At 66.0% G+C, this 26,170-nt stretch carries 28 protein-coding genes and 1 tRNA gene; 18 read left to right on the top strand and 11 right to left on the bottom strand.

From position 1 onward, the window contains the following. The first annotated feature begins 70 nt into the window (after positions 1 to 70). Positions 71 to 664, top strand: a complete 594-nt coding sequence (locus QA609_RS16335; protein ID WP_278303671.1) for a DNA-3-methyladenine glycosylase 2 family protein — start codon at positions 71 to 73, stop codon at positions 662 to 664. 75 nt (positions 665 to 739) lie between these two features. Here QA609_RS16335 and katG read toward each other — a convergent pair whose 3' ends face one another. The 4 genes from katG to QA609_RS16315 all read right to left on the bottom strand — a co-directional run bounded on the left by katG (position 740) and on the right by QA609_RS16315 (position 7,175). After that, entirely contained in the window at positions 740 to 2,923 is a 2,184-nt protein-coding gene (katG, locus tag QA609_RS16330) for a catalase/peroxidase HPI (RefSeq protein ID WP_278303670.1), read from the bottom strand. 343 nt (positions 2,924 to 3,266) lie between these two features. After that, the gene (locus QA609_RS16325) at positions 3,267 to 4,610 is read right to left on the bottom strand and encodes a RimK family alpha-L-glutamate ligase (protein WP_278303669.1); all 1,344 of its coding nucleotides are present in this window, start codon (positions 4,608 to 4,610) and stop codon (positions 3,267 to 3,269) included. A 71-nt stretch (positions 4,611 to 4,681) separates the two neighbouring features. Continuing rightward, complete coding sequence (locus QA609_RS16320) at positions 4,682 to 6,151, bottom strand: polysaccharide biosynthesis C-terminal domain-containing protein (RefSeq protein WP_278303668.1); 1,470 nt, start codon at positions 6,149 to 6,151, stop codon at positions 4,682 to 4,684. 271 nt (positions 6,152 to 6,422) lie between these two features. Next, on the bottom strand, positions 6,423 to 7,175 hold the full coding sequence (locus QA609_RS16315; RefSeq protein ID WP_278303667.1) for a GNAT family N-acetyltransferase: 753 nt from the start codon (positions 7,173 to 7,175) through the stop codon (positions 6,423 to 6,425). Positions 7,176 to 7,333: 158 nt separating this feature from the next. On the opposite strand from QA609_RS16315, the gene QA609_RS16310 reads away from it, so the two are divergent. From QA609_RS16310 to QA609_RS16280, 7 genes are all read left to right on the top strand, one after another. Beyond that, on the top strand, positions 7,334 to 8,431 hold the full coding sequence (locus tag QA609_RS16310) for a succinylglutamate desuccinylase/aspartoacylase family protein (RefSeq protein ID WP_278303665.1): 1,098 nt from the start codon (positions 7,334 to 7,336) through the stop codon (positions 8,429 to 8,431). Between the two features lie 90 nt (positions 8,432 to 8,521). Then, positions 8,522 to 8,950: a succinate dehydrogenase, cytochrome b556 subunit gene (gene sdhC / locus QA609_RS16305; RefSeq protein ID WP_278303664.1), complete on the top strand. Its 429-nt coding sequence runs from the start codon at positions 8,522 to 8,524 to the stop codon at positions 8,948 to 8,950. Further along, complete coding sequence (locus QA609_RS16300) at positions 8,950 to 9,315, top strand: succinate dehydrogenase (RefSeq protein WP_278303663.1); 366 nt, start codon at positions 8,950 to 8,952, stop codon at positions 9,313 to 9,315. The genes sdhC and QA609_RS16300 overlap by 1 nt, the downstream gene beginning before the upstream one ends. Before the next feature lies 1 nt (position 9,316). Continuing rightward, a complete protein-coding gene (locus QA609_RS16295) occupies positions 9,317 to 10,201 on the top strand; it encodes a succinate dehydrogenase/fumarate reductase iron-sulfur subunit (protein ID WP_278303662.1) in 885 nt (294 codons plus the stop codon). Position 10,202: 1 nt separating this feature from the next. Further along, on the top strand, positions 10,203 to 12,041 hold the full coding sequence (locus tag QA609_RS16290) for an FAD-binding protein (RefSeq protein WP_278303661.1): 1,839 nt from the start codon (positions 10,203 to 10,205) through the stop codon (positions 12,039 to 12,041). An 86-nt stretch (positions 12,042 to 12,127) separates the two neighbouring features. Further along, positions 12,128 to 12,313: a hypothetical protein gene (locus QA609_RS16285; RefSeq protein ID WP_278303660.1), complete on the top strand. Its 186-nt coding sequence runs from the start codon at positions 12,128 to 12,130 to the stop codon at positions 12,311 to 12,313. Positions 12,314 to 12,372: 59 nt separating this feature from the next. Further along, the gene (locus QA609_RS16280) at positions 12,373 to 13,677 is read left to right on the top strand and encodes a 5'-deoxyadenosine deaminase (protein ID WP_278303659.1); all 1,305 of its coding nucleotides are present in this window, start codon (positions 12,373 to 12,375) and stop codon (positions 13,675 to 13,677) included. A 98-nt stretch (positions 13,678 to 13,775) separates the two neighbouring features. Here the strand turns inward: QA609_RS16280 and QA609_RS16275 are convergent, their stop codons facing one another. Next, positions 13,776 to 13,970, bottom strand: coding sequence for a DUF1427 family protein (locus tag QA609_RS16275; protein WP_278303658.1), 195 nt, complete (start codon positions 13,968 to 13,970; stop codon positions 13,776 to 13,778). Between the two features lie 130 nt (positions 13,971 to 14,100). Here QA609_RS16275 and QA609_RS16270 point away from each other — a divergent pair, with 130 nt between their 5' ends. Further along, positions 14,101 to 14,319 (top strand): helix-turn-helix domain-containing protein, encoded by a 219-nt coding sequence (locus QA609_RS16270; protein WP_278303657.1) that lies wholly within the window; start codon positions 14,101 to 14,103, stop codon positions 14,317 to 14,319. 72 nt (positions 14,320 to 14,391) lie between these two features. Here QA609_RS16270 and QA609_RS16265 read toward each other — a convergent pair whose 3' ends face one another. From QA609_RS16265 to QA609_RS16255, 3 genes are all read right to left on the bottom strand, one after another. After that, complete coding sequence (locus QA609_RS16265; RefSeq protein ID WP_278303656.1) at positions 14,392 to 15,207, bottom strand: HD domain-containing protein; 816 nt, start codon at positions 15,205 to 15,207, stop codon at positions 14,392 to 14,394. Positions 15,208 to 15,248: 41 nt separating this feature from the next. Further along, positions 15,249 to 15,728, bottom strand: coding sequence for a redoxin domain-containing protein (locus tag QA609_RS16260; RefSeq protein WP_005556038.1), 480 nt, complete (start codon positions 15,726 to 15,728; stop codon positions 15,249 to 15,251). 126 nt (positions 15,729 to 15,854) lie between these two features. Further along, positions 15,855 to 16,070, bottom strand: a complete 216-nt coding sequence (locus tag QA609_RS16255; RefSeq protein WP_278303655.1) for a hypothetical protein — start codon at positions 16,068 to 16,070, stop codon at positions 15,855 to 15,857. A gap of 521 nt (positions 16,071 to 16,591) precedes the next feature. Here QA609_RS16255 and QA609_RS16250 point away from each other — a divergent pair. Together QA609_RS16250 and QA609_RS16245 are read left to right on the top strand one after the other, a co-directional pair. Next, on the top strand, positions 16,592 to 16,924 hold the full coding sequence (locus QA609_RS16250) for a twin-arginine translocase TatA/TatE family subunit (protein ID WP_278303654.1): 333 nt from the start codon (positions 16,592 to 16,594) through the stop codon (positions 16,922 to 16,924). 13 nt (positions 16,925 to 16,937) lie between these two features. Beyond that, positions 16,938 to 17,010: transfer RNA gene (locus QA609_RS16245), tRNA-Arg, on the top strand. Between the two features lie 117 nt (positions 17,011 to 17,127). Here the strand turns inward: QA609_RS16245 and QA609_RS16240 are convergent. Both QA609_RS16240 and QA609_RS16235 read right to left on the bottom strand, forming a co-directional pair. Then, on the bottom strand, positions 17,128 to 17,421 hold the full coding sequence (locus QA609_RS16240; protein ID WP_278303653.1) for an acyl-CoA dehydrogenase family protein: 294 nt from the start codon (positions 17,419 to 17,421) through the stop codon (positions 17,128 to 17,130). A 214-nt stretch (positions 17,422 to 17,635) separates the two neighbouring features. Then, positions 17,636 to 18,400 carry a glucose 1-dehydrogenase gene (locus QA609_RS16235; RefSeq protein ID WP_278303652.1) on the bottom strand — a complete coding sequence of 255 codons (765 nt, stop codon included), beginning with the start codon at positions 18,398 to 18,400 and terminating at the stop codon, positions 17,636 to 17,638. An 88-nt stretch (positions 18,401 to 18,488) separates the two neighbouring features. Here QA609_RS16235 and QA609_RS16230 point away from each other — a divergent pair, with 88 nt between their 5' ends. Genes QA609_RS16230 through QA609_RS16200 form a run of 7 tightly spaced genes read left to right on the top strand, consistent with a single transcriptional unit; the run spans position 18,489 to position 25,354 of the window. Continuing rightward, positions 18,489 to 20,549, top strand: coding sequence for a type II/IV secretion system ATPase subunit (locus QA609_RS16230; protein ID WP_278303651.1), 2,061 nt, complete (start codon positions 18,489 to 18,491; stop codon positions 20,547 to 20,549). Continuing rightward, positions 20,546 to 22,564 carry a type II secretion system F family protein gene (locus QA609_RS16225; protein WP_278303650.1) on the top strand — a complete coding sequence of 673 codons (2,019 nt, stop codon included), beginning with the start codon at positions 20,546 to 20,548 and terminating at the stop codon, positions 22,562 to 22,564. The genes QA609_RS16230 and QA609_RS16225 overlap by 4 nt, the downstream gene beginning before the upstream one ends. A gap of 1 nt (position 22,565) precedes the next feature. Then, positions 22,566 to 23,057 carry a hypothetical protein gene (locus QA609_RS16220; RefSeq protein ID WP_278303649.1) on the top strand — a complete coding sequence of 164 codons (492 nt, stop codon included), beginning with the start codon at positions 22,566 to 22,568 and terminating at the stop codon, positions 23,055 to 23,057. Next, positions 23,054 to 23,701 carry a hypothetical protein gene (locus QA609_RS16215; RefSeq protein WP_278303648.1) on the top strand — a complete coding sequence of 216 codons (648 nt, stop codon included), beginning with the start codon at positions 23,054 to 23,056 and terminating at the stop codon, positions 23,699 to 23,701. Before QA609_RS16220 ends, QA609_RS16215 begins: the two co-directional genes overlap by 4 nt. Next, complete coding sequence (locus tag QA609_RS16210) at positions 23,695 to 24,174, top strand: hypothetical protein (protein WP_278303647.1); 480 nt, start codon at positions 23,695 to 23,697, stop codon at positions 24,172 to 24,174. The genes QA609_RS16215 and QA609_RS16210 overlap by 7 nt, the downstream gene beginning before the upstream one ends. After that, positions 24,171 to 24,641, top strand: coding sequence for a hypothetical protein (locus QA609_RS16205; RefSeq protein ID WP_278303646.1), 471 nt, complete (start codon positions 24,171 to 24,173; stop codon positions 24,639 to 24,641). The genes QA609_RS16210 and QA609_RS16205 overlap by 4 nt, the downstream gene beginning before the upstream one ends. Continuing rightward, entirely contained in the window at positions 24,638 to 25,354 is a 717-nt protein-coding gene (locus tag QA609_RS16200; RefSeq protein ID WP_278303645.1) for a hypothetical protein, read from the top strand. Before QA609_RS16205 ends, QA609_RS16200 begins: the two co-directional genes overlap by 4 nt. A 41-nt stretch (positions 25,355 to 25,395) precedes the next feature. On the opposite strand, the gene QA609_RS16195 is transcribed toward QA609_RS16200, so the two are convergent. Then, a complete protein-coding gene (locus QA609_RS16195; RefSeq protein ID WP_278303644.1) occupies positions 25,396 to 26,169 on the bottom strand; it encodes a DUF5803 family protein in 774 nt (257 codons plus the stop codon). Position 26,170: the final 1 nt, after the last annotated feature.

Below are 26,170 nucleotides of genomic sequence, written 5' to 3'. Positions count from 1 at the left end.
GCCAGTATCGGCCCCGCGCAAGCGGGATACATATGGGTTCACGGTCCTGTACCTTCGCTGGACACACTACATGAGAGAAGAGGCTGAATCCGTCCTCCGCCAGGATCCCGTGATGGCGGAGATCGTCGAGCGACACGATCCCTACGAGGAGCCGGACTGGACCGAGTACGAGCGACTCTGTATTTCGATCATCAACCAGCAGGTGTCGACCGCCAGCGCGGCGGCGATCCGCGAGCGGGTGTTCGACGTACTCGACGGTGAAGTGACACCGGAGACCGTCATGGCCGCAGACGAGGACGCGCTGTACGAAGCCGGGCTCTCCCGCAGCAAGATCGGCTACGTCCGCAACGCCGCCGAGGCGTTCCAGGAGAACGACTACACGCGATCCGGCCTGACCGACCACACCAACGAGGAGGTGATCGACGCGCTCACCGAAATCAAGGGAATCGGTGACTGGACCGCGCGGATGTATCTCCTGTTCGTCCTCGAGCGACCCGATATCCTCCCGCTCGGCGATCTGGCGGTTCGCCGCGGGATCGAGAACCTGTACGCCGACGACGGCGAGGAGCTGACCCGCGCGGAGATGCGCGAGATCGCCGAGACGTGGCGCCCGCACCGCAGCGTCGCGACGCGGTACATCTGGGCGGAGTACGAGGCCGACTGAGGAGGCGTCACTCGTGATCGCTGCTGACGGAGTCTCGAGCCGATAAAAAACGATCGCGGTTCGAGCGCGGTTCGACTACTCGAGGTCGAAGCGGTCGAGCTGCATGACCTTGCTCCACGTCTCGACGAAGTCCCGAACGAACTTCTCCTCGTTTTCGTCGGAGGCGTACACCTCCGCGATGGCACGGAGCCGAGCGTTCGAGCCGAAGACGAGGTCGGCGCGGGTCGCCGCCCACTCGACCTCGCCGCTCTCGCGGTCGCGGAGGTCGTAGATTTCCTGGGCCTCCTCGGATCCCTCTTGCTCCAGGATGTCCTTGGACTCCTCGGACGACTCCCACTCGTAGTCCATGTCCAGCAGGGTCACGAAGAAGTCGTTGGTCAGCGTCTCCGGTTCGTCGGTGAAGACGCCGAGATCGGTGTCTTGGTAGTTTGCACCCAGCGCGCGCATGCCACCGACCAGCGTCGTCATCTCGTGGGCCGTCAGGTCGAGCAGGTCGGCCTTGTCGACCAGCAGCTCCTCTACCGACCGATCGTCGTCACCGGTGTCTCCGAGGTAGTTGCGGAAACCGTCCGCCTGCGGCTCGAGCGCCTCGAAGGAGTCGACGTCGGTCTGCTCCTGAGAGGCGTCGGTTCGGCCCGGCTCGAACGGCACCTCGACGTCGTAGCCGGCGTCCGCGGCGGCCTGCTCGACGGCCGCGTTGCCGCCCAGGACGATCAGGTCGGCCAGCGAGACCCGAACGTCGTCGGATCGCGAGCCGTTGAACTCCTCCTGGATCCCCTCGAGCGTCGAGAGCGTGGTCTCGAGCTGTTCGGGCTCGTTGACCTCCCAGCTCCGCTGGGGCTCGAGGCGGATGCGGGCGCCGTTCGCGCCGCCGCGCTTGTCGCTGTCGCGGTACGTCGACGCCGACGCCCAGGCGGTTTTGGCCAGCTGGGAGACGGACAGGTCGGAGTCGAGAAGCTCCTGTTTGAGCTCGTCGACCTCCGCCTCGCCGATCAGTTCGTAGTCGGCGTCGGGGATCGGGTCCTGCCAGAGCATCTCCTCCTCGGGAACCTCCGGACCGACGAGCCGAGTCGGTGGGCCCATGTCGCGGTGGATCAGCTTGTACCAGGCCTTCGCGAAGGCTTCCTGGAACTCCATCGGGTTCTCCCGGAAGCGCTCGATGATCTCCCGGTAGTCGGGATCCTTCTTCAGGGCGACGTCCGTCGTCAGCATCATCACGTCCTCCTTCTCCGAGGAGTCCTCTGCACCCGGTGCGACGCCGTCGAGTTCACCGTCCGCCGTCGTCCACTGCCAGGCACCGCCGGGGCCCCTCTCGGGCTCCCACTCGTGGTCGAGCAGGTTGGTGAGGTAGCTCATGTCCCACATCGTGGGCGTGGCGTTCCAGGGACCCTCGATCCCGCTGGTGATCGTGTCGGCTCCCTTGCCGGAGCCGTGGCTGCTCTCCCAGCCCAGTCCCTGCTGCTCGATCGGGGCGGCCTCGGGCTCTGGCCCCACGTGTTCGTCGGGGTCGTCGGCGCCGTGGACCTTCCCGAAGGTGTGTCCGCCGGCAATGAGCGCCGCCGTCTCCTCGTCGTTCATCGCCATCTGGCCAAACGACTGGCGGATCCGCTCGGCGGACCACTCCGGATCCGGATTCCCTTCCGGACCCTCGGGGTTCACGTAGATGAGGCCCATCACGGTAGCCGCAAATGGGTGATCGAGATCGTCGTCCTCGTCGAAGCGATCGGCCGTTTCCCACTCGTCCTCGGGCCCCCAGTCGACGGCCTCGTCGGGCTCGAACTTGTCCTCGCGCCCGCCGCCGAAGCCGAACGTCTCGAAGCCCATCGACTCGAGGGCGACGTTGCCCGCCAGGACGATCAGGTCGGCCCACGAGAGCTGGTCGCCGTACTTCTGTTTGACCGGCCAGAGCACGCGACGTGCCTTGTCGAGGTTCGCGTTGTCCGGCCAGCTGTTGAGCGGTGCGAAGCGCTGAGTACCGCCGGTCGCGCCGCCGCGGCCGTCGCTGATACGGTACGTGCCGGCGCTGTGCCACGCCATCCGGATGAAAAGTGGCCCGTAGTTGCCGTAGTCCGCCGGCCACCACTCCTGGGAGTCCGTCATTACGTCCTCGATGTCCGACTTCAGCTCGTCGAAGTCGAGTTTTTGGAACTCCTCGGCGTAGTCGAACTCCTCGTCCATCGGACCAGCACGGCGAGCGTTCTGGTCGAGGATCTTCAGGTTCAACTGATTCGGCCACCAGTCTTGGTTGGACCTCGTCATCGTTGTGCGGTTGTGGCTTTCGCGTATTAAGATTACCTAATCCGATAAGGAACTCTTCGCTCTCATCCAACCGATCTTTCGGATTTGCGAACTTTTCTCGTTGACGGAGTCATCGTGTGTGCGTGTCACAGTGGTTGTACGTACCGCCAACGAGGGCACTCGACGGGTACTGTAGGGTCGGTTTCTCGAGAACTACCAGCCCGCGGTTGTCGGCGGCGATAACTCGCGACGGCCCCTACGTGGGATTTCGGTCTCGCATACCAGCCACGGGATCGCACGGAAGCCGTTTCTCGCCGTGTTGTGGCGCGATCGGACCGTTCGGACTGCCCGCTCCCGAGGCAGCTTACTCCTCTTCTTCCGGCCTGTCGGCTGCGTCGCGGTCGATCCGCCGGCTGACGTCGACCTGGTAGTTCTCGAGGATGTCCCGGCCGAGCAGGACGGGGTAGTCCATGTGGCTGCGGTCCTCGACGCTCGCGGTAACGGTGTGCTGGTTGCCGCCGACGCCGACGACGACGTCAACGACGGGTCGGCTCTTGGAGGTCTTGCTGCTACCCGATTTGACCCTCGTGATCGACTTGATCGGGCCGGCGCCGATGTCGGCTGCGAGCGAGGTGTCGATGCTCGTTCGGGTCGCACCGGTGTCGGACTTCGCGAGGACCGTCTTCGAGCCGCTGGTTCCCGACAGGACGACCTCCTCGGTGTAGCCGATCACCGCGGACTCCGCGCCGAACGTCGACGCCTCGGGCGGCTTGGCCGAGGGCTGGGAGTCGTCGAGCACCGCCGAGAGCTCTCTGACCCGTTCGTCGTCGACCTCGCCGCCGGCGCGCTCGATCGCGAGCTTTGCGATGTACGGTGCGGGACTGACCTGAGTCGCCTCGTACAGCCCCTTGAACCCGGCCGTCGGGTTCACCTCGAGGACGAACCAGCCCTCGTCGCCCTCGACGAGGTCGACGCCGGCGTAGTCGAGACCGATAGCGTCGCTGGCTCGGCGGGCCATGTCGCGGGCCTCCTCGGGGAGGTCGTCGGTGGCGTTCTCGACGGCGCCGCCGAGGGCGACGTTCGTTCGCCAGTCGTTGTCCGGGGCGTAGCGGTACATCGCGCCGATGATTTCGCCGCCGACGACGTACACCCGGACGTCGCGGTGACGTTCGTCCTCGCGGTCGATGAGTTCCTGCAGGAAGGCGTACCGGTTGCCGACCTTCGCGTTGATCGGGTCGTCGCGGCCGACCTTCCAGGTTCCGCCGCCGTGAGTGCCGATCGCCGTCTTGTAGACGGCCTCCTCGCCGTACCGCGAGCGGGCCTCGTTGAGCTTCGCGTTGCCCAGCGCGAGGGTCACGTCCGGAACCCGGACGTCGTCGGCCGCGAGCGTCGTCGCGGTCGACATCTTGTGGATCGCCGTCAACACCGACTGGGGTCCGTTGAGCATCGGAACCAGTCCCGAGAGGGCACTCGCCAGTCCGAGTTCCTCGCAGGGTTGTTCGGTGTTCGACAGCAGCATTCGGTTCGCGATCACGTCGACCGACGGCTCGAGCGTGGCGCTCCCGTCGGCGACGCTGACCGACGTGTTCTCCGTGCGGAGCCACTCGGTATCGTGGCCCAACTCCTCGGTCGCGTTGAGTATCGCTTTGGTCTCTTTGCTGGTGTGTAGGCTCAGTACGCCGACAGTGACGGGATCGGAAACGGTCATACAGTATAGAGACGAACGGTATTGATAAGCGTTCATGAGTGATGGCAAGCCGCCGAACGACGCTCGTCGCGCTACGTGATGACCGATCGGACTTCCTGGAGGTCGATCATTCCCGTCGTCACGGCGAGCACCCACCAGGTGGCCACGCCGAGTCCGATCGCGGCAAATAGCATGATGAGGTTCGATATCAGCGGCGTCACGAGCAACACGGTGGCAGCCATCACACCCGTAATCGCACAGATCCGACCGAGGGTTCGTGCGAGTTCCTCGAGCCGCAGGGAGAGCTCGCTGTGGACGATGTAGAGGTTGACCGAGACGTAGACGGTGTGGGTCGCGACGGTCGCCGCGGCGGCGCCGACGACCCCGAAGGTCGGAATGAGGACGAGGTTGAGTCCGAAGTTCGCGACCGACGTCGTCCCCTTCGCGATTGCGCGCGATCGGGCCCGACCGAGGTAGTCCAGACTGTCGCTGGTCAGGTTCGTGATCGCCTGCAAAATAACGAAGCCCGCGAGGATCTGGAGGACCGGAACCGCACCCGCGTAGTCGGCGCCGAACACCATCGTTACGAACGGGTCGGCGACGATGACGAGGCCGACCGTGGCGGGAACGTACAACAGGAGCACGTTCGTCAGCGACGTCTCGTAGATCCGACGCGCGCTCTCGAGCTGGCCGGCCGCCTTCTGCTCGCCGAAGTTCGGCGAGATCGTAAACCCGAGCGATTCGGCCGGCGCGAGGAGGAAGTCGGCGATCTGCTTGCCGAGCTGGTAGAACGCGACGGCGGCGGGCGTCAGGAAGATCCCGACGAGGACGACGTCGATGCGCTTGTCGATCACGTTCGCGCTCCGGGTCGCGGTCAGCGGAACGCTGTACTCGGCGAGGCGACGGGCGAGCCCGGGTTCGTACTCCTCGGCGGGCTCGTATCTGGTGTAGTACTCGAGGTACAGGATCGTCAGTCCAACTGCGGCCGAGAGCGCGTAGCCGACGATGTAGCCGAACAGCGCCCCGAGTGCGCCCATTCCGAGCACGACGAACGCGACGGCGAAGAGCAGCCGGGCGGCGCCGCTGATCGCCTGAATCGCCGCGCTGTACCCCAGCCGATTGAACCCCTGTAAGGCGATCTGGGAGCTGGTACTGAACGAGAAGGCGACGATGTACAGCGCCCCTGCGGCGAGAAACGGCGCGGCGCCGGGATCGCCGAGTGCAGCAGCGAGCCACTCGTGGCCGAGCAACAGGCCGGTGGTGACGACCGCAAGCAGTCCGAGCTTCAGCGCCAGCGTCGTCCGGATCAGGTGCGGGATCTGTCCCGGGTCGCGCTCGCTGTACTCCGAGAAGTATCTGGCAGCCGACTTGCCGAGACCGAGATCCGCGACCAGCTGGATTACCGCCAGCACGCCGATCGCCCAGTACAGCGCCCCGTATCCGTCGGGATCGAGGAGAAAGCGCGCCAGCACGAGCATCAACAGCGCGCTCGAGATCATGTATATCGCCCGCGCGACCAGCGTCGCCTTGAATCCGCGAACGATGTGGTCCTGCCTGTTCATGCGTCGTCCCCGTCGCGATCGCCGAACGCCTGGCTACGGCGTCGGGAGCGGAACCGCGACTCGTCGGATACCTCCAGCGAGGAGGGGATTGTAATGCGGGGACAACTCCTGGAAGGCGGAGACAACTGCGGGAACGAAGTCGACGCAGACGGTCCGCGGTCGCGGCTTCGGCAGGTAGGGACGGCCTACTCGAGCGTATCGCCGTCTCGCGACGTCCGAACGGATCGAAACCCGAGCCGAATCGACGGTCCGAAAGAACCGCGTCGGTTCGCTACAGGTACGAGGAGTCCCAGCGGGTCGGCTTGCGGCGGTTGCCACAGGAGTTACACTCGATGCGGCCCATCGTGTCCATCGCGTTGTCGATCGAATCGCAGTTGCCACAGAGCCAGCCGTAGCGGTCGGCCTGATCCTCGCTCTCGTAGGCGCCGTAGAACGGGGCCTTCGAGCCGCGGTCCGCATCGCCGTAGCTGACGTACACCGTCCGCCCGTCGACCTCGAGTTCGTCGATGGCGGTCCAGTCGTCGCCGCTCTCGATCTCGCTTTCGACGTAGATGTTCTCGGTGAACGTCTCCTCGCCGATCTCGACCTCGCGCTGGTCGGCCTGCTCGAAGCCGTGCTCCGCGTAGAACTCGTTCCCGCCCTCGTTGTCCTCGAGGACGAAACACTGGACCTGGTCGGCACCGGTGTCGAGGAGTTTCTCGCGGGTACGAACGAGCAGCCGGACGCCGATCCCGTCGCCGCGGGCATCGGGGTCGATGTGGAGCCACAGTAGCTGGCCGTTGCTGTACTGCTGGCCGACCAGTTCGCTGTGGGAGAAGCCGATGACCTCGCCGTCGCGTTCGATAACCAGGATCAGCGAGTGGTCGTCAGCGATGTCGTCGGCGAACTCCTCACCGTACCACTGGTCGGTGGCGTTGTCGATCGTTTCCTCACCGAGAAAGTCCGTGTAGGTTGACGAGAGCGAATCGTGGGCGATCGAACGGATCGTATCGGCGTCGGCGTCGGTTGCTTCGCGAATCTCCATGCCAGTACCGTACAAGTCGGGCATACAAAATCTATGCCCTGAATTTCAACTCCCTTACGCTACTCGGACGGACGCCTCGGGCGAGTTTGTGAACGCGCCGTGGCGCGGCTCCGGGACAGCAAACAAAGATTCAGGAGGGTTCCGGACCAGGGGCAACTATGAGCGGTAACGACGCGGCCGACGACTCGAGCGAGTCGTCCGACTCGCCGCCGATCGACGACGACGTCTTCACCTACGATGGCGGCCGAGTCGATCCCGGCGAGTCGGCGAACATCCGGTACGGCATCAGCGAGACGTACCTCGGTGATCCCGTTCGGATCCCTGTCACGATCATCAACGGGGAGCAGTCGGGACCGACGATGTTCCTCTCGGCGGCCGCACACGGGGACGAACTCAACGGGATCGAGGTCGTCCGCGAGGTGGCCCACGACTGGGATCACACCGACCTCCACGGGACGCTGGTCTGTCTGCCCGTAATGAACGTGCCCGGATTCCTGGCCCAGGAGCGGTACCTGCCGATCTACGATCGGGACCTCAACCGATCGTTTCCCGGTCGCGAGGGGTCGACCAGCGCGAGGCGGATGGCCCACCGGATCTTCACGAACTTCATCGAGCCCTGTGACCTGGGGATCGACTTTCACACCTCGACGCGGGGACGGACGAACATGCTCCACGCTCGGGCGAACATGGACGATCCCGGCGCCGCCCGGGTCGCAAGCGCGTTCAGTTCCCACGTTATTATCGCGGGTCAGGGGCCGTCCGGGACCCTGCGTCGCGAGGCGACCGACGCCGGCGTTCCGACCGTTACGATCGAGATGGGAGAGGCCCACCGGTTCCAGCGACGGCTGATCGACCGCGCGCTCACTGGCGTCGCCAGCGTGTTCGCGGAGTTCGGTCTCCATCCGGGTGCGGCCGTCCACTGGCCGGGCTGGCGAACCGTCATCGACAGCGACGACGAGAAGACCTGGCTCCGGGCCGACGCCGGCGGGATCGTCGACATGAAACACGGACGCGGATCGCTCGTCGAGGAGGGGGACGTGATCTGTACCATCACGAACCCGTTCAAGGAGAAAGAGGACATCGTCACCGTTGAGGCGCCGTTTACGGGACTGATCGTCGGCGTTCTCGAGAACCCCGTCGTCTACCCGGGGAACCCGCTCTGTCACCTGGTCGGACTCTCGCAGGATACCCGGACGGCACTGGAGAACGAACGGACCGGAACCGGGACCGAATCGCAGTCACAGCTCCGGATGTAGCGGTCCGGGGGCTGTCGGCGCGGACTGTGGCAAAGCGACGCGATAAAGGTAACTTCTATACGCTCACGGTCAAACGGTCCACACGAGCGTATGAGTCAGTCTTACAATCGCGGTCTCATCGAGGACTTCGGTCGCTGGAAGGAGTTCTCGGCCGGAATGTGGGCGTGGATCTTCCACAAGTTCACCGGGTGGATGCTGATCGGCTACCTGTTTACCCACATCGCCGTGCTGAGTACGGCCATCGGTGCAGCGGCCGGCGACCCGGCGGCGATCCAGCAGGAAACGGACGTGTACACGACGACGATCCAGGGTCTCGAGTCGCTGTTCATCATCCGCGTACTCGAGGTCGGACTGCTGGCGGTCGCCGTCTTTCACATTCTGAACGGGCTTCGGCTGCTGATGGTCGACCTCGGCGTCGGCCTCTCGGCACAGGATAAGAGTTTCTACGCCTCGCTGGTGCTGACCGGTATCATCACTATCGCGAGCGTGCCGACGTTCATGGACGGGGTGGCGATCTGATGGCGGAGCACTACTCCTCGTTCACTCGCGGCGGTACCGGGTGGCTGCTCCAGCGTATCACCGCGGCGTTTCTGATCGTCGTGCTGGCGTTTCACTTCTTCCAGCTACACTTCGTCAACCACGCTGCGGACGTAACATTTGCAGGGACGCAGGCCCGAATGGAGAACGTCGGATACTTCGTGACGATGGTGTTGTTCCTGATCGCGGGGACGTTCCACGGCGTCAACGGCGTCTACAACGCCCTGGTCAACCAGGGGCTGGAAGGCACGCAAAAGAAGGTCGTGCTCGCCGTGTTGTCACTCGCCGGAATCGCACTCATCGCCCAGGGTATCTGGGTCGCAGTCGCCATGGCGGGGTGGACCTAACATGAGTACGCAACAAGAACAACCGCAAGAACCCGAGTCGCAGGAAGCACCGGAAGACCCCGAGATGCGGGGCACGGAGTCGCCACAGCAGGAGCGACTCAAAGAGAAAGAACAGGGCCTCGCTCAGGAGGAGGCCGTCGACGAGTCGGACGTCGAGGGCGAAACGGTCCACCTCAAGGTGTTCCGCTACGACCCCGAGGTCGAGGGCAAACAGGAACCCCGATTCGACGACTTCTACGTCCCCTTCGAGAAGGGGATGACGGTCCTCGACGCGGTGATGTACGCCCGCGACGAGTTCGACTCCTCGCTTACGTTCCGTCACTCCTGTCGGCAGGCCGTCTGTGGCTCCGACGCCTTCTTCGTCAACGGACGACAGCAACTGGGCTGTAAGACCCAGATATCGGATCTCAAACAGCCGGTTCGAATCGAGCCCCTCCCCCACCAGGAGGTCGTCAAGGATCTGGTCGTCGATATGGACCACTTCTACGACCAGATGCACGCCGTCGAGCCCTACTTTCAGCAGGAGGAGCTCCCGGACGGCGACTTAGAGGAACAGCGCCAGTCCCGCGAGAACCGCGAGAAGGTGAAGATGTCGACCCGGTGTATCTGGTGTGCGGCGTGTATGTCCTCGTGTAACATCGCGGCCGGCGACAACGAGTATCTGGGCCCCGCGGCGATCAACAAGGCCTACCGGTTCGCGATGGACGAACGCGAGGACGAGGAGATCAAGGAGCACCGCCTCCGCATCGTCGAACAGGAACACGGCGTCTGGCGCTGCCAGACCCAGTTCTCCTGTACCGAGGTGTGTCCGAAGGACATCCCCCTGACCGAGCACATTCAGGAGCTCAAACGGGAAGCGGTGAAGAAGAACCTGAAATTCTGGTAACATGTACGAACACGACGTTATCGTGGTCGGCGCCGGCGGCGCCGGCCTCCGGGCGGCAATCGCAGCGCACGAGGCGGGCGCCGACACGGCGATCGTCTCGAAACTCCACCCGGTCCGCAGCCACACCGGCGCGGCCGAGGGCGGGATCAACGCCGCCCTCCGCGAGGGCGACGACTGGGAGCTCCACGCCTACGACACGATGAAGGGGTCGGACTACCTGGCCGACGCCCCCGCAGCCGAGACGCTGGCCCAGGACGCCCCCGAGGAGACGATCCAGCTCGAGCACTGGGGGATGCCCTTCTCCCGCGAGGACGACGGCAGGGTCTCCCAGCGGCCGTTCGGCGGGCTCTCGTTCCCGCGGACGACCTACGCCGGCGCCGAGACCGGCCACCACCTGCTCCACGTCATGTACGAGCAGGTCGTCAAACGCGGCATTCAGGTGTACGACGAGTGGTACGTCATGAACCTCGTCACCGACGACGCCGCCGACCCGAACGACCGGGAGTGTCACGGCGTCGTCGCCTACGACGTCCAGTCGGGCAACGTCGAGGGGTTCAAGGCCAACAACGGCGTCATCCTCGCGACCGGCGGCCCGGGACAGGCGTTCGACCACACGACCAACGCCGTCTCCTGTACCGGCGACGGCCACGCGATGGCCTACCGCGCGGGCGCGCCGCTCGAGGACATGGAGTTCATCCAGTTCCACCCGACGTCGCTGCCCTCGACGGGCGTGCTCATCTCCGAGGGTGTCCGCGGGGAGGGGGGGATCCTCTACAACGCGAAAGGTGAACGGTTCATGTTCGAGTACGGGTACGCGAACAACTCGGGCGAACTCGCCTCCCGCGACGTCGTCGCCCGCGCCGAACTCACCGAGGTAAACGAGGGTCGGGGCGTCAACGACGAGTACGTCCACCTCGACATGCGCCACCTCGGCGAGGAGCGCATCCTCGACCGCCTCGAGAACATCCTCCACCTCGCGGAGGACTTCGAGGGCGTCGACGGGCTCGTCGAGCCGATGCCGGTCAAACCCGGCCAACATTACGCGATGGGCGGCATCGACGTCGACGAGAACGGCCAGACCTGTATCTCCGGGCTCTACGCGGCTGGCGAGTCCGCCTGCGTCTCCGTCCACGGCGGCAACCGCCTGGGCGGGAACGCGCTCCCCGAACTGATCGTCTTCGGCAAGCGAGCGGGTCGCCACGCCGCCGGCGACGACCTCGGAACGGCCGAGATCGAGACCGGCTACGGCCCCGACGTCGAGGACGAGACCGAGACGGAGCTGCCCGTCCAGCCCGGTTCGGCCGGGCTCGATACCGCCGGCGGCGTCGCCGCCGACGGAAGCGGCGTCGCGACCGAAACGGACGGACTCCTCGAGCGCGCCGTCGAGGCCGAGCGCGCTCGCGTCGATCACCTGATGGACAAGGACGACGGCGTCCAGCACGCCCAGATCCGTGCGAAGCTCCAGAAGGCGATGACCGACTACGTCAACGTCTTCCGTACCGACGAGGGTATCCGAAAGGCGCTCCGCGTCATCCGGGAGTGTCGCGAGGAGTACCAGAACGTCTACGTCGACGACCCCTCCCGCACGTTCAACACCGACCTCCAGCAGACCTACGAGACGCGCAACCTGATCGACGTCGCCGAGACGATCGCGCTGGGCGCGCTCGTGCGAAACGAGTTCCGAGGCGCCCACTGGCGCCAGGAGAACCAGGAGCGTGACGACGAGAACTGGCTCAAGCACACGCTGATCTCCTGGGAGGACGGCGAGCCGAACATCTTCTACCGGCCCGTTATCCTCGAGGGCGAGAAGACCTACGAGCCGAAGGAACGCAGCTACTGAGCCGCGGGCGAACGTTTTTATCAGTCGATACGAGCGCCGACCGAGACCAGCAGCGCTATGTGTCCGCTCGCGTTTCTGCCGGATAGATGGGACTCGAGCGATTCGTCCGATGGAACCTCGTTCTCGTGCCGGCACTCCTCCTCGCCGGCTACCTGTTTATCGACTACCTGCCGTTGATCGCCCTGCCACTCGGCGTCGCCTACATCACGTTCGCCACGCTCATCTGTGTCGTCTGGGCGCTTTCGGTGGTGTCGCTGAAGATTCGACCCTGACCCGACGAACGCGCGGAACCCATAGAGATAAACCGCTTCGTCGGCTACCGAAAGAGGGTATGTTGCTGTCGGGAACCGTCGTCGCCGACGCCGACACCGTGATCGAAGACGGTGCGGTCGTCGTCGAGGACGACGAAATCGCCGCCGTCGGGAAGCGGTCGGACTGTCTCGAGGAGTACCCGGACCACGAACGTCACTCCTGTGACGTGCTCGCGCCGGGAACCGTCGGCGCCCACATCCACTCCGTCCAGAGCCTCGGTCGGGGCATCGCCGACGACACCGAGTTGCTCGACTGGCTCTTCGAGTACGTCCTGCCGATGGAGGCCGAACTCTCGGCCGAGGAGATGCGCGCCGCGGCCGAGTTGGGCTACCTCGAGCTGATCGAGAGCGGGACGACGACCTGCATCGATCACCTCTCGGTCGCCCACGCCGAGGAGGCGTTCGAGGCCGCCCGAGAGCTGGGGATCCGCGGTCGGCTCGGCAAGGTGATGATGGATCAGGAGGCACCGGAGGGGCTGCTCGAGGACACCGACGAGGCCTTAGCCGAGAGCGAGCGACTCATCGAACGCTACCACGGAGCCGCGGGCGGGCGCATCCGGTACGCCGTGACGCCCAGGTTCGCCGTGAGCTGTACCGAGGCGTGCCTTCGCGGGAGTCGGGAGCTCGCCGACGCCTACGACGGCGTGCGGATTCACACCCACGCGAGCGAGAACCGCGGGGAGATCGAGACCGTCGAGCGGGAGACGGGAATGCGGAACATCCACTGGCTCGACGAGGTCGGGCTCACGGGCGAGGACGTCGTGCTCGCCCACTGCGTGTGGACCGACGAGAGCGAGCGCGAGGTGCTCGCCGAGACCGGCACGAACGTCACTTACTGTCCCTCGTCGAACATGAAACTGGCCAGCGGCGTCGCGCCGGTGCTAGACTACCTCGACCGCGGGATCACCGTCGCGCTGGGCAACGACGGTCCGCCGTGTAACAACACGCTCGACCCGTTCACCGAGATGCGCCAGGCCTCGCTGCTCCAGAAGGTCGACCGGCTCGAGCCCCAGGCCCTGCCCGCACGGACGGTGTTCGAGATGGCGACGGCAAACGGCGCCGAGGCCGCCGGCTTCGAGCGCGTCGGAAAGCTCCGCGAGGGATGGAAAGCCGATATCGTCGGCCTCGAGACCGACCTCACGCGCGCGACGCCGATCCACGACGTGCTCTCGCACCTGGTTTTCGCCGCCCACGGCGACGACGTCTCCTTTACGATGGTCGACGGCGAGGTCCTCCAGCGCGACGGCGAGGTCGTCGTCGCCGACGCCGCGGCGATCCGGGAGCGCGCCCGCGAGTTCGCCGCAGGGCTGGACGTCGCCCCCTGAGAGGGGGCGGCTGCCTCGTACGGATTACTGTCCGTCAGTTCCGGCACAACCACGACCCGAGCGGCGGCGACACCGGTACATCGGTACAGCAATCCGTATCAGAGACCGATCGACTCGACGACGTCGAGCGTGACGCCCGAGGCTTCGACGAGCTTGTACCCGAGGTAGATGCCGACGATCCCCATTAGCCCCGGCAGCTCCGGCGGTGCGGGGATCGGAACGTCGACGAGCGCGAAGAACGCGCCGGTGAGCGTCCCAGTTAGCAGACCGAGAACGATAAGCTGGATATTCATACCCGCCCGGAGGACCAGCGACGACAAAAGCGTCCTGACTCGGTTACGGTCCACGGGGAGCGGTGTGGACGCTACGTTCGACAGATGACGATAGCTGGTTTTAATATCGTCGAACCGCGGAGGGGGAAGTATGCAACTGGAGACGAGACCCGACGTTTCGATCCCCGGGAGTCTCGAATCGGCGCAGGCGAAGCTACTCTACCTCTACCTTCGGGAGTGGCCCGACGCCAGCGCCGACGAACTCTGTGCGGCGCTCGACGTCGAGAAGGGAACGGTGCTCTCTATCGCGCGAACGCTTCGAGAACGGGGCTACGTCGAACGGGACGGCGGTCGGTACCGACTCGCCTGAAGCGCTCTCCTCGCCCCGTTTCGAAGCACCGCAGAACTGATCCTCGAGACCGACTCACGGCAGTTCGTCCGACTACAGTTCGATTCGCTCGACCAACTGTTCGTGGTTCTCGTTGGTGTTGACGGCGACGATCCGAATCTCGTTCTGGAGTCCCGAGTCCCGCAACTTCGCCTTCAGCAGGTTGTCGACCTGATAGACGCCCGCGGCGTTGGTCATCGCGATCTCGACCATCACGGGCCGGGACTCGCCCTCGTGAAGGGAGACGTGGCTGATCGCCTGGCTCGAGAGCGTGTTGATGCCGCGGCCGCCCTGCTCGTAGGGGATCCGGGAGCGACCCCGTTCCATATCGAGCGCGTCGGCGACGCGGATGACGCCGGCCTCGGTCGTCAGGGGCGTCTCGGCGGTGTGGTGACAGAGGATCGCGTGGAGCACCTCCCCCTTCATTCGGACCGTCTCGGCGACGTCGTAGAACTCCGGCAGCACCCGCTCTAGGATGTCCGCGGCGAGGGGTATCGAGTAGTAGGCGTGCTGGTCGCGGTGGACGACGTGGCCGACGTCGTGGAGGGTCGCCGCCAGCGCGACGATCACCGCCTCGTCGGCCTCCGCCAGCCCCTGCTCGCTGGCGCCGTTGAACTCGACATCGCCCCCCTTCAACAGATCGTACAGACAGAGCGCGCGGTTGCGGACGATCTCGATGTGTTTCGCGCCGTGATCGTTGTACCGCATCCGGTCGACGGCGTTGATGTTCTGGGCCTCGAGGTAGGTCTGGATCTCCTCGTCCTCGTCGACGAACTCGAGAACCTCGTTTAGCTTCGCGTCGGGAAAGTGGTGGTCGGCGGTAGGAACGTAGACGCGGCCCGCCTGCTCGTCGGTCGTCGAATCGCTCATATCCGCACGAGGCTGCCCGGCTAGAAAAGGGCTGCGGGTAGTTACGCCGCGTCGGCGGCCGCGTCCTCGACCTCGGCGTACTCCGGCTCGACACCGGGATCGTCGCTGACCCACGCGTAGGTGACCTCGCCGTCCGCGTCGACGACGAACACCGAGCGCTTGGCGACGCCGTAGACGCCCATATCGTCGAAGTCCATCTCGACGCCGTAGTCGGCGATGACCTCCTTGTTCAGGTCGCTGAGCAGCCCGAACTCGAGGTCGTTCTGGTCGCGGAACTCGTTTTGCGTAAAGGGCGTGTCACGGCTGATCCCGTACACCGTGGCGTCGACGTCGTCGAACGCCGAGAGCCGGTCCTGGAACGTACACATCTCGTCGGTACAGACGCCCGTGAACGCGCCCGGGAAGAAGGCGAGGACGATCGGGGCCTCCGCCTCGAGGCGCTCCGAGAGCGTGAAGGAATCGACGTCGCCGTTCGCGAGCGGTACGGTAAAGTCGGGTGCGGCGTCTCCGGTATCTACCATCGCTCTCGAGTTACGGGTAGACGGGAAAGACAGTTTCGTTCCCGGAACCGATCTCGGTCCCTCCGGTTTCGATCGGGGACGACGAGCGTCGCTTCGCTCGGATCCGGTATCCAACGGACCCCCGAGCTACGGGCCGCGATACGTCGTCACGCCCGAAGGACCGTCCGGTCCGGAGCGATCGAGTTCGACGTGGGTGACGATTTCGTGGTCGACGACGTGCCACTCCTCGTCCCGGCGTTCCTCCTCGGTCCGACGCCAGCCACCGATCTCCCGCGGTTCGAAGATCAGCCGGCGGCGACACGCGTTCAGCGGGGTCCACTCGAGGACGATTGGGTCACTCACCCAGACCACCCGACGCCCTCGATCGCCCCGGACGCAACCGTCGGCGTCCGACCGGTCTTCCGACCGTGCGAACGCCGCCGATCGACGAGACATATCTAATCATATGTGAGTAACAGTTTTTCTCACATAATATACTTACTGGCAGCGGAAGGGGAACGGTTGCCGTCGGTCATCGACTCCGAGAGGGCTTCCCCAATCGGTCTCGGGATGATGCGTGAGTTCTCGAAATCGTTTCATAACGCTCCAGTCCAACGGCGACCGAGCTCATCCACGATAGAACTCGATCGCTCGAGCGGTATCAGCCCACGGTCTCCGTGGACTTGGACGTGCTGTAGATCCGAGGAGCAGCCGAGAACGGATTCGGGCGAACGGCGACCGTCGAGCGAAGCGGGACAGCGATCGTACGATTGGCAAACGCTCCCCCACCGACGGGCAGTTTCGGGGCGTTGGCTGTCCGGAGCACTGATTTACCGTCCGGTCCAAAAAGGTTATAATTGCCAGCCCGTAAGCCACGCATAGAGATGGTAGAAATCGCACCGCTGTTTGCCCCTATCCCAGGGGGTCCGGAACTACTGATCATCCTTTTCATCGCCATCTTACTCTTCGGGGCGAACAAGATCCCGAAACTGGCTCGGTCGACGGGTGAGGCGATGGGCGAATTCCAGAAGGGGCGTGAAAAGGTCGAAACGGAACTCGAGGAAATGCGTGAGGGCTTCGAGGAAGGCGACGAGGAGTTCGGTGAAACCGACGAGTTCGGCGAGACCGACGAGTTCGACGACGGTGACGACGAGTTCGTCGACACGGAACCGGTCACCTCCGAGGAGGAGACCGAACCCGACACGGAACCGAACTAACACTTTTCTGACGGGGCGTGTGGCCTAGCGGAGAGGGCAGGAGGTTCCTAACCTTCTGATCGTGGGTTCGAATCCCGCCACGCCCGCTCGACTCGCTTCGCTCGTCTCGCGAGCGTGACGTAGCTCGCGAACGCGAGGCGTTCGCTCACTCCCGTCACGCCCGTGCAGCGAGGCGTTCGCTCGTCGCCTCGGATCATCGCTTCTCATTCCCGCTTCCCGACCGGATCGCCGAATCGGGTGAGGGGCTCGAGTTCGGCCTCCTCGAGGTCCTCGAACGCGTGACGAGCGATGACGCGTCGGTGGACCTCGTCGGCGCCGTCGACGATCCGGAACTGGCGGACCGATTCGTAGAACTCCGACAGCGGGAGGTCCTGCCCGATTCCGTTGGCACCGCAACACTGCACCGCCAGATCGATCGCGTCCTGGACGACCTCGTCCATCAGCGTCCGAGCGCGCCGGGCGAGCTGCCGGGCCCGGTCCGAATCATCGCATCGCATGCGAGCTACTCGAGGCGCGTGCCCCGTATAGCGGGATGAGCGCTCTCAGGTAGTAAGAAAACATCAAGAAATAGTTCCCAGAGATTGATTTTTTCGGGTGAAGAGTTTACATCGTTCGCCCCGAGTCGCACGACGAAGCCGCAGTCGCTCTCGCTGGAGAGGGTGGGAGTTTGACGACCGTACCAGAACCCCGTGACGACCGACCGCGTGACCGCTACCGGGCCGTCCACCCGCCGTCGGCCGCGAGCACCTCGCCGGTGACGTAGCTCGCGGCGTCGCTCGCAAGGAAGACCACCGGTCCAGCGATCTCGGCCGGCTCCGCGAAGCGCTCGAGGGGCGTTCGCTCGAGGATCGACTGCCGGAGCTCCGGGTTGGCCTCGAGCTCCTCGGTCAGGTCGGTCGAGACGTACCCGGGTGCGACCGCGTTGACGCGGACGTCGGGTGCCCAGTCCAGCGAGAGACTCCTCGTGAGCCCGACCAGCCCGTGTTTCGAGGCGACGTAGGGGTGCTGGCGGGGGAGACCGACGAGGCCGCCGACGCTCGCGACGTTGACGACCGTGCCGCCGGTCTCCCGAAGCGACCGGGCTGCGGCCCGCGTCACCTCGTAGGCACCGTTCAGGTTGACCTCGAGCACGCGGTCGAAGCTCTCGCTCGAGACGTCCTCGGGGCGGCCGAGGGCTTCGTCGGGGTTGAACCCCGCGTTGTTGACGACGACGTCGACGGAGCCGAACTCGTCCTCGGCTCGATCGAGCGCGTCGGCGACGGCGTCGGAATCGGTCACGTCGGCGGGAGCCGCGACCGCCTCGCCGCCGGACGTGCGGATTTCCTCGGCGACCGCCTCGATCTCATCGGTCGATCGCGCCGACGGGACGACCGCGGCGCCGGCGCTTGCGAGTTCGACGGCGATCGCGCGGCCGATACCACGGCCGCCGCCGGTTACCAGTGCGACTCGCCCCGAGAGATCGAAGATGTCCTGCATCGTCCTGTAGTAGAGGCGTCAGACCCGGTAGTTCTTTCCCGCCCGCCGGACTCGAGTTTTTATACCATCGGGCGGCCAGGCCCGGATGATGTACACCGACGACATCGGGACGGCCGGTCGGCGTCGGCGTCCGGGCGACGAGCCCGAGGACGGAACCGTCCTCGAGCGGCGACTCTCGAGCGGGTCTCGGATCGGGGCCGACCTCGAGACCCTCGTCGACGACCGATCCGTCACCGTACAGGACGACCTCGACGAGGACGCATTCTTTTCGAGGGCGGACGGAACGCCGACGGTCGCGAGCCGGTACGACCTCGAGCGGGCCGTTCCCGACGGCGAGAAATTCCACCTCGACGAGCTCGAGCGGTACTGGGTGAACGAACCCTGCGCTTTCGTCGTCGTCTTCCGCTCGAAGCGGGAAAACGAGCGGAAGTACTACCTGATCGAGCCGTTCCTGACCCCGATCGAGCGCGAGCTGCGAGCCTTTCTCGCCGACAAGCTCCGGACCACGATCAGCTACGCTGACGAAGGTCCTCCCGGCGACGACGGGACCGATCGACGCGCGGTCGTCGAGGCGCAGCTACAGACGCTGCTCGAGCGGTACGACCTCGTTTCGGAGCCGACCCGCGGGAGCGACGGACTGCTCGGGACGGTCACGAGTCTGTTCGGAGCGAGCGAGGACGACGGCGACGGCAGTGACGCTAACACGGGCGGGAGCGACGGCGTCCGTCCCGAGCGGGCGATTCTTGCGTCGGACCCGGAGAGCCTGAGTGACCGGCAGGTCGAGAAGCTCCGGTACTACCTCACGCGCGATTTCGTCGGCTACGAGCGCATCGACGGCATCAAACGCGACAGCGCCGTCGAGGATATCTCCTGTAACGGCTACGAGTCGCCGGTGTTCGTCTACCACGCCGACCACGGACAGCTCGTCACGAACGTCGGACACGGGACGGACGAACTCGACGAGTTCGTCGCCACGCTCGCCCAGCGCTCCGGTGCGGGGATCAGTAAGCGACGCCCGCAGGTCGACGCGACCCTGCCCGACGGCTCGCGGGCCCAGCTTACCCTCGGTCGCGAGGTCGCCGACCGCGGCACCAACTACACGATCAGGCAGTTCACGGACGTTCCGTTCACGCCGATCGACCTCGTCAACTGGCACACCTTCTCGCTCGAGCAGATGGCGCTGCTCTGGCTCGCCATCGAGAACCGCAAGAGCCTGCTGTTTGCGGGCGGGACGGCCTCGGGGAAGACGACGGCTCTCAACGCCGTCTCGCTGTTTATCCCCTCGAGCACGAAGGTCGTCTCGATCGAGGACACCCGCGAACTCGAGTTGCCACAGCGCAACTGGATCGCGAGTGTCACCCGCCCCTCCTTCGCCGACGGCGGGAAGGCCGTCGACGAGTTCGATCTGCTCGAGGCGACGCTCCGGCAACGACCCGACCACATCCTGATGGGGGAGGTTCGCGGCGAGGAGGGGCGGACGCTGTTTCAGATGATGTCGACGGGCCACACCACGCACACGACGTTTCACGCCGACTCCGTCGACGAGGTTCTCAGGCGGTTCACGACGGCGCCGATCGACGTCTCGAAGACGATGTTCACAGCACTGGATCTGGTCGCGGTCCAGGCCCAGACCAGCGTCGACGGGCGGACGGTCCGCCGGAACCGAACGCTGACCGAGATCAACCGCTACGACGCCGAGCGCGACGAGATCAACGTCAGCGACGTCTACCGGTGGCGGGCCGAAACCGACGAGTTCCGCCGGGTCGGCGCCTCGAGCGTCCTCGAGGAGATCGCGTTCGATCGGGGCTGGAGCGAGGAACGTCTCGAGCGGGAGCTGTTCGAACGGCAGGTCGTGCTCGCGTACCTCGTCGCAAACGGGATCGACGGCTACGCCGACGTCGCCGCGACGGTGCAGGCGTTTGCGAACGATCCGTCGACGGTCCTCTCGCTCGTCGCCGACGGCGAGCTGGCGGCTCGCCTCCCGGCCCTCCGAAAGCTCGAGAGCGTCTCGATCGACGTCGATCCGGAGACCGAGGCACGCGCCGCCCGGCCGGAGCCGTCGGCTCGGACGGAGCGGGCGGCAGCGGATGTGCTCGAGCGAGCCGAGGAGTCGCTGTTCGAACGGTATCGGTCCGGAGCGCCAGAATGAGTTTCGGGCCTGAACGCCTCCCCGAGACGACCGCGCTCGGCGACCGCTTCTACCCAGTGTACCTGCGGGTGTTCGACGAGGACGACCGGTTCGTCGCACGTCTCGAGCGGAAGCTCGCTCAGGCCCGGATCGACGACACCGTCGAGCTCTACCTCTCGCGGGCGATCGGAGCGGGCGCCGTCGCCGGCGTCTGCCTCACGATCCTGGGTGCGATCGTCGGGTACGGCCTGTTCGGGACCGGGATCGTCGACGTCGGCGGCCCGCTCGGTGTCCACGTTCCCAACCCGACGATCCTCGCACTGCTCGAGGCCCTCAGGGTTCCGATGCTCGTCGCGGCTACCGGTCTCGCGTTCGGCACGCTGGGGTTTCTGGGCGGGTTCGGGTCGCTCGTCGCGATCCCTCACGCGCGTGCCTCGGCGCGGAGACGCGAGATCGATATCCTGCTTCCGGACGCCGTCTCGTTCATGTACGCGCTGTCGATCGGCGGGCTCGACCGCCTCGAGATCGTCGAGGCGATGGCCGGGGCGGACGACGCCTACGGGGAGGTCGCCCGGGAGTTTCGAACCGTCCATACCGAGGCGACGTCCCTCGACATCGACTACCGGACGGCGATCCGACGCCGGGCCCGAGAGACGCCTAGCGACGAGCTGAGCCAGTTCCTGACGGACCTGCTCTCGGTCGTCGACAGCGGGGGCGACACGGAGCGGTTCCTCGAGGAGAAGCGACGAAAACACGCCCGAACGGCGAGACAGGAGCAGGAACGCACCCTCGAGACGCTCGAGCTGTTCGGCGAGCTGTACATGACGCTCTCGTTGTTTCCGCTGTTGTTGCTTATCGTCACCGTCGTCGTGCAGCTCCTGCCGAACGCGACCGTTCCGCCCGAGATGCTGTACCTGACCGTGTACGCGTTGGTTCCCCTGATCGGGATCGCCTTTCTCGTCCTGATCTCGACCGTCAAACACGACGATCCCGGCGACGGAACGCTCTCGTTGGCAGCCAACGGTAACCGTCTTCGGAACGGCGAGAAACGCCACCCCTCTGACGGTGGACCGGTTGACGAGCCCGCCGGAACGTACGCCGTCTTCGACCGGATCGAGTCTCGAGAGGCGACTCACCGAGCGATGAGGATACTGCGACGCCCCCACCACTTCTTCCGGAACAACCCGTCGTACACGCTCGCGGTCACCGTTCCGGCGTCGCTTGCCATCGTCGCGGTCGCAGTTGCGAGCGGGTCGATTCCGGTCACCTGGGCTGGTCTGCTCGAGCGCCCTCTGTTGGGGACGGTCGTCTACGCGTACCTGCCGCTGTACGTCGTCGGCGGTCCCCTCGCCATCGCCGCCGAGTGGAACCGACGCCGCCGCGCGGCCGTCGTCGAGACGCTCTCGGAGGAGCTGTGGAAGCTCTCGAGCGCGAACGAGACCGGGCTGACGCCGCTCGAGTCGATGGAATCAGTCGCCGAGACGGGTACCGGGAAGCTGAGCCGGGAGCTCGAACGGATTCGGGCGAAGGTCGGCTACGGGACGAGCCTACGGCGCGCGCTCGTCGAGTTCGCGAACGCCTACCGGATCCCGCGTCTGGCCCGGACGGTGCGACTGATCGCCGAGAGCCAGGCGGCGTCGAACCGGATCTCGGCCGTCCTCCGGACCGCCGCTCGAACGAGCGAGACCCACGACGAACTCGAGCGCGAGCGGCGATCCCGGACCCGGATGCAGGTCGTCATCATCGTCATGACGTTCCTGACGGTGTTCGCCGTGATCGCGATCCTCGAGACGCAGTTCCTCGACGCGATGGCCGGCGGCGCGGTCGCGACGCCGGGAGCGCCCGCCGACTCGGCGTCTGGCGGCGCGGTCCCGCCCGACGCGCTGAGCGTCCTGCTGTTTCACGCGGTGGTCCTGCAGGCGGTCGTCTCCGGCACCCTCTGTGGGTACATCCGGAACGCCGACCTCCTGAGCGGGCTGAAGTACGCCCTCGCGCTGGCGACGATCGCGCTCGTCGGCTGGGCGGTGGTGATATAGCGTGGACCACACGCCTCGAACGAGCGCACGCGGGCAGACGACCCAGGACTTCGTCGTCGGGATCGGCATCTTTCTGCTGGCGGTTGCGGTCGTCTTCGCCGCGATCCCGTCCGTCGTGACGCCGGCTGACCCCGTCGGGGACACCGAACGCGAACAGGCCGACCGAATCGCGGATCGACTCGTCGCGGAGTTCGCCACCCACAACGAACTCGACGGGGGCCGGCTCGTCGCCGAACTCGGAGGCGACGGGATCGACCACCGGCTCGAACTCGAGAGCGGTCCGGCCGACGAGGTCGGCGTTCGCCTCGAGCGACTCGACGGAACGACCCTCGAGCGCGCGGACGGATCGCCCGTCCTCGAGGCGGAAACGGCGCCGTACGAGGACCAGCCCGTGGCGAGTTCGGCCCGGATCGTCACGCTCGAGGGGTCGTTCGAACTCGAGTCGGGAGCGGACGAACCCGCCTTCCGACTCGTCGTGAGGGTGTGGAGATGATCGGGACCGACGGTCCCAGAGGGCAGGCGTACGCGCTCGAGGGAACGATCGCGGCGACGATTCTGCTGGTCGCGTTCCTCGTCGCGGCGCAGTCGGCGCTCGTCGCGCCGGCCACGGAGGAGCCGGATCGAGCGGCGCAGGCCCAGCTTCAGCAGGAAACCCGGGACGCGCTCGTCGTCGCCGCCGGCGAGGGCGACCTCTCCGCGACGGTTCGGCGCTGGCACGACGACGCGTCAGCGTGGGCCGACGACGCCGAACCCGGCGAGAGCGCGTTCTACGGGGCGGATCGGCCGCCCGTCGACGGGAACAACGAGCGAACGTACGGCGCCGATACCTTCGCCGAACGGTCGACGCTCGGCGCGATCCTCGAGGCGCGGTTCGGTGACGAGGACCGCAACTACAACGTCGAGATCGTTACCGAGGGCGGGAACGACGGGGCGACGCTGGTCGATCAGGGATCGCCGTCGGCCGAAGCCGTCACCGCGAGTTACGTCGTGACCCTCCACGAGGACGACCGTCTCACCGCGGACGGAAACCGGATCGAACTCGAGCGGGCCCACGAAGAACAGGGGTATCCGATCGCGCCGACCGACGGCGCCGAGTCGGTCCACGCTCTCGCGGAGGTGCGCGTGACCGTATGGTAGACGGATCCGGCCGTCCGAGCGAGCCAGTCCCGCGAGAGCGAGGCCAAATAGTGGTGCTCGGTGCGATCGCGCTGGCGGTCGTCGTGTTCGGAATCGTCGTCATGGTCGGCGGATCCGAGGTCGGCTCGTCGACCGCGCCGGGTGCCGACACCGGCGAGCAAGCCGTCGTCGAGGCGGAACTCGAGTACGGGATCGGCTGCCTGCTCGAGAACGCGAACGAACGGACGGACGAGGAAAGACTCGAAGCCGCCGCCGCCGACGACCTCGAGGCGTTCACCGATCGGTACCGGGACGCTCGCGCTCACTCGACCGGGACACTGGTCGACGTCGAACTCGAGGACGTCGGTCTCGAGCGCGTTGGCGGCGAGGACGAACTCGAGAACGCGACCGTCCGCGTGACTGCCGACTCCGCGGACCGCCGCACCAAGCGGATGCTGACGATCGAGGCGGGCTGTCCGGAGGGCGAGCCGTGATCGACGACGGTACCGCGGACCGAGGCGTCACGATGGCCGTCACGCACGTCCTCGCGCTCGGGATCTCGGCTGCGCTGCTCGCGGTCCTGCTGGCTGGCTCTGGAGCCGTCCTCGAGGCCGAAACCGAACGGGCCACCGAGCGCTCGCTCGAGACGGTGGGACAGGAGCTGGCCGGCGAGATCGAAGCCGCGGATCGGCTCGCCGCCGGCGAGGGTGACGAAACGGTCACCCGCATCGACGCGCCGCGAACGGTCGCGAGAACCGGGTACGCCGTCGAGGCGCGAGACGACTGTAACGGAGCTGCGGGCGACGCGGACTGTCTCCGGCTGTCCGCACACGCCGTCGACGCGACCGTCCACGTCCAGGTTTCGACCGCGGGCGATCTCGAGTCGAGTACCGTGCCGGGCGGGTCGATCGAGATCGTCGTCGAGGAGGGGCGAGTAACGCTCGAGGGAGGCGACCGATGAACCGGGATCGAACGGCGCTGGACGGCCCGCCGGGCGAACGGGGGGTCTCGGCGGTGCTCTCGTTCGTACTCGTCCTCGGGATCGTGCTGGGATCGGTCGCGGTCCTCTCGGTCGCGGGATTCGGGTTGCTCGACGAGCAACGGGAGGCCGAGGAGCTTCGGACGGCCGAGCAGGGAATGACCGACCTCGCGACCGCGATCGAAGATCTCGGCCGGTACGACGGGCTCGAGCGCCGAACGGCCGTCGTCCCGCTCGGAGAGGGGACGCTGGTCGTCGACGACGGCGGCACCGAACTCGAGGTCGCCGTCGACGGCGACCCCGTCGCTGATGGGGGAACGATCGAACTCGGAACGCTCGCCTACCGGTCGGGTTCCGAGGCGGTCGCGTACGACGGCGGCGCCGTGGTTCGGAGCGACGAGTCGGGGAGTCAGCTCCGCCACCAGCCGGCGGTAAGCTGTCGGGAGGGGACGGCGCTCGTCTCGTTCGCCCGGATCGAAGCTGACGGGCGGTCGGTTCACACCGGCGGGCAGGTTGCAGTAACCGCACGCGTCGTCGAGCGCTCGAGTCGGACGATCGACGTCGAGAACGCCGCTACGATAGCGGCCGTCGAGACCGATCACGAGCGAGCCTGGGAACGACTGGAGAACGAGTGGGCGGACTGCGATCCGGATCGGGTTCGACTAACCGTCACGACGGTCTCGCTCGAGAGCTGAGTTCGGTCGAAAGAAGCGGGCTCGGCGTGAGGTAGGGTGGATCACTTCATCCCCGGTGGCGGCCCGTCGTCGGAGTCGTCCTCGATCTCGACGTCGAGTCCCATCTCCTCGCGCTGTTCTTTCAGCTTCTGGACCTTCCGGTAGTAGTAGGCCATCGCGGCGCCGCCGAGCAGCACGACCGTTCCGACGAGCCCGGCGAACAGCGGGATGTCCCTCGTGAGGTAGTACCGCAGCGAGATCGTGCTGTCGACCTCGTCCCAGACCAGTCGCTCACGGTCGTCGGCGACCTCGCGTTCGTACCCGCCGGGGTTCACGTCGCCGAACAGGAAGTTCGAGGTCCGGTACCCCTCCGAGAGGGTCACCTCGTAGGAGCCGTGGACGTAGGCCGGGAGCTGGAAGGTTCGGCTACCGGCGCTACCCGAGAAGGCGAGAGTGCCGTTCCCGTCCGGCACCTCGACCTCGGTGCTCGAGCGTCCCTGATCGATCTCGAGGTCCGAACCCGTCACCTCGGTCCCGTTGGGATACCAGTAGCGGACGCTGTGGATGTCGAGTGCGTCCTCGGTGTAGAAACTCGAACGGTACAGCGAGAGTTCCTCGGTCTCGTTGAGGTCGTACACCGCACGGAACTCGCCGCTGGTGAGGATCGTGCCGCCCTCGATGTCGACGGCGACGTCGGCGTCGCTGTCCCGGAGGTCGTCGTACTCCTGCTCGCGGTCGAGCTCTTCGTCGGAGATCCCGCCGAAGATCGCCGAACAGCCCGCCGTCGTCGCGAGCAACGCGACCGCGATCACCGCGAGAGCGAGCCGGCGATTCATA

The organism is Natronococcus sp. A-GB7, from assembly GCF_029688865.1.
GTDB lineage: Archaea > Halobacteriota > Halobacteria > Halobacteriales > Natrialbaceae > Natronococcus.
This window is presented reverse-complemented; position numbering and strand designations above follow the sequence as displayed.

Coding starts and splice junctions, on each gene's coding strand:
- QA609_RS16335 (WP_278303671.1), top strand. CDS start 71: ATGAGAGAAGAGGCTGAATCCGTCCTCCGCCAGGATCCCGTGATGGCG.
- katG (WP_278303670.1), bottom strand. CDS start 2,923: ATGACGAGGTCCAACCAAGACTGGTGGCCGAATCAGTTGAACCTGAAG.
- QA609_RS16325 (WP_278303669.1), bottom strand. CDS start 4,610: ATGACCGTTTCCGATCCCGTCACTGTCGGCGTACTGAGCCTACACACC.
- QA609_RS16320 (WP_278303668.1), bottom strand. CDS start 6,151: ATGAACAGGCAGGACCACATCGTTCGCGGATTCAAGGCGACGCTGGTC.
- QA609_RS16315 (WP_278303667.1), bottom strand. CDS start 7,175: ATGGAGATTCGCGAAGCAACCGACGCCGACGCCGATACGATCCGTTCG.
- QA609_RS16310 (WP_278303665.1), top strand. CDS start 7,334: ATGAGCGGTAACGACGCGGCCGACGACTCGAGCGAGTCGTCCGACTCG.
- sdhC (WP_278303664.1), top strand. CDS start 8,522: ATGAGTCAGTCTTACAATCGCGGTCTCATCGAGGACTTCGGTCGCTGG.
- QA609_RS16300 (WP_278303663.1), top strand. CDS start 8,950: ATGGCGGAGCACTACTCCTCGTTCACTCGCGGCGGTACCGGGTGGCTG.
- QA609_RS16295 (WP_278303662.1), top strand. CDS start 9,317: ATGAGTACGCAACAAGAACAACCGCAAGAACCCGAGTCGCAGGAAGCA.
- QA609_RS16290 (WP_278303661.1), top strand. CDS start 10,203: ATGTACGAACACGACGTTATCGTGGTCGGCGCCGGCGGCGCCGGCCTC.
- QA609_RS16285 (WP_278303660.1), top strand. CDS start 12,128: ATGGGACTCGAGCGATTCGTCCGATGGAACCTCGTTCTCGTGCCGGCA.
- QA609_RS16280 (WP_278303659.1), top strand. CDS start 12,373: ATGTTGCTGTCGGGAACCGTCGTCGCCGACGCCGACACCGTGATCGAA.
- QA609_RS16275 (WP_278303658.1), bottom strand. CDS start 13,970: ATGAATATCCAGCTTATCGTTCTCGGTCTGCTAACTGGGACGCTCACC.
- QA609_RS16270 (WP_278303657.1), top strand. CDS start 14,101: ATGCAACTGGAGACGAGACCCGACGTTTCGATCCCCGGGAGTCTCGAA.
- QA609_RS16265 (WP_278303656.1), bottom strand. CDS start 15,207: ATGAGCGATTCGACGACCGACGAGCAGGCGGGCCGCGTCTACGTTCCT.
- QA609_RS16260 (WP_005556038.1), bottom strand. CDS start 15,728: ATGGTAGATACCGGAGACGCCGCACCCGACTTTACCGTACCGCTCGCG.
- QA609_RS16250 (WP_278303654.1), top strand. CDS start 16,592: ATGGTAGAAATCGCACCGCTGTTTGCCCCTATCCCAGGGGGTCCGGAA.
- QA609_RS16240 (WP_278303653.1), bottom strand. CDS start 17,421: ATGCGATGCGATGATTCGGACCGGGCCCGGCAGCTCGCCCGGCGCGCT.
- QA609_RS16235 (WP_278303652.1), bottom strand. CDS start 18,400: ATGCAGGACATCTTCGATCTCTCGGGGCGAGTCGCACTGGTAACCGGC.
- QA609_RS16230 (WP_278303651.1), top strand. CDS start 18,489: ATGTACACCGACGACATCGGGACGGCCGGTCGGCGTCGGCGTCCGGGC.
- QA609_RS16225 (WP_278303650.1), top strand. CDS start 20,546: ATGAGTTTCGGGCCTGAACGCCTCCCCGAGACGACCGCGCTCGGCGAC.
- QA609_RS16215 (WP_278303648.1), top strand. CDS start 23,054: ATGATCGGGACCGACGGTCCCAGAGGGCAGGCGTACGCGCTCGAGGGA.
- QA609_RS16210 (WP_278303647.1), top strand. CDS start 23,695: ATGGTAGACGGATCCGGCCGTCCGAGCGAGCCAGTCCCGCGAGAGCGA.
- QA609_RS16200 (WP_278303645.1), top strand. CDS start 24,638: ATGAACCGGGATCGAACGGCGCTGGACGGCCCGCCGGGCGAACGGGGG.
- QA609_RS16195 (WP_278303644.1), bottom strand. CDS start 26,169: ATGAATCGCCGGCTCGCTCTCGCGGTGATCGCGGTCGCGTTGCTCGCG.